This window comes from Phaeovulum sp. (assembly GCF_041596715.1).
Classification (GTDB): domain Bacteria; phylum Pseudomonadota; class Alphaproteobacteria; order Rhodobacterales; family Rhodobacteraceae; genus UBA6213.
Genome location: NZ_JBFHIA010000310.1, coordinates 1 through 2941, shown reverse-complemented (window position 1 = coordinate 2941; position 2941 = coordinate 1). Strand labels below are relative to the sequence as shown.

Annotated in this window: 3 protein-coding genes; 2 read left to right on the top strand and 1 reads right to left on the bottom strand. The window is 61.4% G+C overall.

Annotated elements, in window-relative coordinates; translation table 11 throughout:
* Positions 1-61 precede the first annotated feature (61 nt).
* Positions 62-922, top strand: a complete 861-nt coding sequence (locus tag ABY403_RS15170) for a tetratricopeptide repeat protein (protein WP_372841658.1) — start codon at positions 62-64, stop codon at positions 920-922.
* A gap of 3 nt (positions 923-925) precedes the next feature.
* Positions 926-1417, top strand: a complete 492-nt coding sequence (locus tag ABY403_RS15165) for a prepilin peptidase (RefSeq protein ID WP_372841657.1) — start codon at positions 926-928, stop codon at positions 1415-1417.
* On the opposite strand, the gene ABY403_RS15160 is transcribed toward ABY403_RS15165, so the two are convergent.
* Positions 1414-2941, bottom strand: a 1528-nt coding sequence (locus ABY403_RS15160) for a hypothetical protein (RefSeq protein ID WP_372841656.1), incomplete at its 5' end; no start/stop codon positions are given. The two genes, ABY403_RS15165 and ABY403_RS15160, sit on opposite strands and share 4 nt — an antisense overlap.

Sequence of the window (2941 nt, the reverse complement as noted above, 5' to 3'; positions counted from 1 at the left end):
TCTGTTGCTGACCCGACCCTGAGGCACAGTATCTGAGGCAACGAGCAAAGGACGCACAAAGATGCGCCACCCGGTTCTGATGACGCTCTGCTTGGGCAGCGCGGTCGTACTTTCTGCCTGCAACACGCAGTCTGACGCAGATGTTGCGCGGGCCTTGGCCAGCGTCAACGTGATCGACGAATCCAATCTTTCAGAAGTCATGCTGACTTCGGCTGACCCGGAAGAGGCGGTGGCCTATTTCCTGCGCGCAAGCATCGAAAAACCTGACCGGATCGACCTGAAGCGTGGTCTGGCAAAGTCACTCGTGCGGGCGAAAAAGCCCAGTGACGCCTCTGAGGTCTGGAAGGCGGTGCTGGGGATGCCGGGCGCTACCGACGAAGACCGGGTAGACTACGCCGAAGCCCTGATCCGCATGAACGAGTGGGAACGTGCCGAAGCCGCGCTGAACGCAGTACCTCCCACCTACGAAACCTTTGATCGCTACCGGCTGGAAGCGATGGTCGCCGACTTCCGCAAGGATTGGAAAAAGGCCGACAGTTTCTATGAAATCGCCGCCGGGCTAACCACGACGCCCGCGTCTGTGCTGAATAACTGGGGCTTTTCCAAGCTGTCGCGCGGCGACCATGCCGGGGCCGAACGGCTGTTTACCGAAGCGTTGACATATGACACCAAACTTTTCACCGCTAAGAACAACTTGGTTCTGGCTCGGGCAGCGCAGGGCAAATACGACCTGCCGGTGATGTCCATGACGCAAGTGGAAAAGGCGCAACTGCTTTACACGGCAGCTCTTTCAGCGATCAAGCGGGGCGATGTGAACATCGGGCGGACACTGCTTCAGCAGGCAGTGGATACCCACCCGCAGCACTTTGAACAGGCCGCGCGCGCGCTGGCTGCGCTTGATGCCAACGTCGGGCAAGGCTAAGCGATGCTCGGGCTAAGCGTTCAGACCTCGGCACTGGTGTTTTTAGTGCTGGTCACGCCGATCTGCGCATGGGTCGCATGGTCTGACCTTAAGACCATGAAAATCCCCAATAAGGCAGTGCTGTCTTTGCTGGCGGTTTTCATTGTCGCCGGGCCGTTTCTATTGCCGCTCGATGTCTGGGCGTGGCGCTGGGTAAGCTTTGCGGTGGTGTTGGTTGCCGGGATTATCCTGAATGCCGTCGCGCATTTTGGTGCAGGCGATGCCAAGTTCGGCGCGGCAATGGCACCGTTTTTTGCGCAGTCCAATCTGAGTTTCGTGATCTTCCTGCTGACGGCCTTTCTGCTTGCCGCTTTTGTGGCGCACAGGTTGATCCGCGCCGTGCCGTCATTACGAGCGCTGGCACCCGACTGGGTTTCGTGGGCGCGCGCAGACTTTCCGCTTGGGTTGGCGCTGGTCGGAACCCTTTGGGGCTACTTGGCCATTGTCGCCTTTTAAGATTTGGACGGCCGCAGCAAAATATAGGTCGCGTTGCGCCGCACCTCGGTCAGGGTCCAACCGCTGGCATCCAGCTCCTTGAGCATTTCGGCGCGCGAAAGCAGCTTGGTCGGGCAAAGCGGCACCAGCACGAATTCGGCCGCCGAGATACCGGGCGCGCCGCCGTAAAGCCACGGAGCCCCGCCCTGTAGCGGCGGAAACGGGCCGTAAAGCCAAAGCGCCGAAAACAGGTCTGCCACCAATATCCGCTTGTCCGCGTATCCTGCTGCGGCAAGGTCTGCGCCCGCAGTTTCAAACCATGCGCTGTAACCGGCCAGCAATTCGCAGTCTGGCAAGGTTTCCCCGTTCAGAACCGCAGGCTCATCGCGCTTGGAAACTTCGCGGTAGCTGGCATAGGGCGCGCCCGGCATATCGAGCGCTTCGATACCGTCCACCCGGTAAAGCCGCGCTTCGCTTACCTGAAGATCCGAATGATCGGGCCATTTGGCAAGCATTGGCACCATACCTTCAGAGCTTGCGAAGGCTTGGCGAAGCGGGCTGAAAGCAAGATTCAGCGTCGAGGGTGTGGTAAACGCCAGCGCCGCAATCGCCGCCGTGGTCAGACCCGCTTTCAGCGGAATACCCATGCCGTTGTGCCGATAGGGATCGGGCCGGAATTGCAGGGCAAAAGCGGCGACCAGCACCAGCCACTGCGGATCGTTTCCGTAGTTTTGCCACGTAATGACGAAGAACCCCGGTGCCAACGCCAGCAGCAGCAACCCCTCGGTATGCTTGTCGGCTTGGCGCAGGAAGATCACGGTGGCAAGCAACGCCAAAGTCGGCCCGATAAAGGCAGGTGCGCCGATAACGCCCAGCAGCGATGCGCCGGGTGCCGCGCGGATCGACGATTGCGAGACGCTGAGCAGATCGAACAGATAGTCGCCCCAATAGCCGGGGCCGGCGAGGCCCGTCATCAGCCCGGCCACCGCAAGCCCAGCCACCAGCGCCGCCAAGAACGCCCGCCCTTCGCCGCGCACCAGAAACGCCAGCAGAATGGCCGGGGCGAGCCCCACGAAATAGGTCATTTTGATCAGTGCCAGCGCCGCCATGCCCAAGCCGATCAGGGTACCATCAAGCCAGGGGCGCGGCTCGCCACTGCCCGGCATCGTGGCAAGCGGCACGATGATGTAGACCACGGCCCAAGCCCAGCGGTTGTAATGCATCGAAAGCGAGACGGTGGTATCGGCCTCGCCGTGCACCAACGCTAGGCACAGCACCACCACATAGGCACCATAGAGCAGCGCTCCGGTTGCCTCGAACCGCGAGGCGGCAGCGCGCGCGAGGGCGGGCAGCAGCACCAGCGCCACCGCGACCTCGGCCCATATCACCGCGTGGCCAAGCCCCGCGCCGAGCCAGACGAAAAACGCAACCGGTGCAAGCGCCAGAATACCGATCGGGGTGCTGAAATCGAGGTGCGGCCACTGCCCCGCCTCGGTCATGCGCAGCACCATATCGGCTAGCTGAATCGTGTCGCCTTCATGCTTT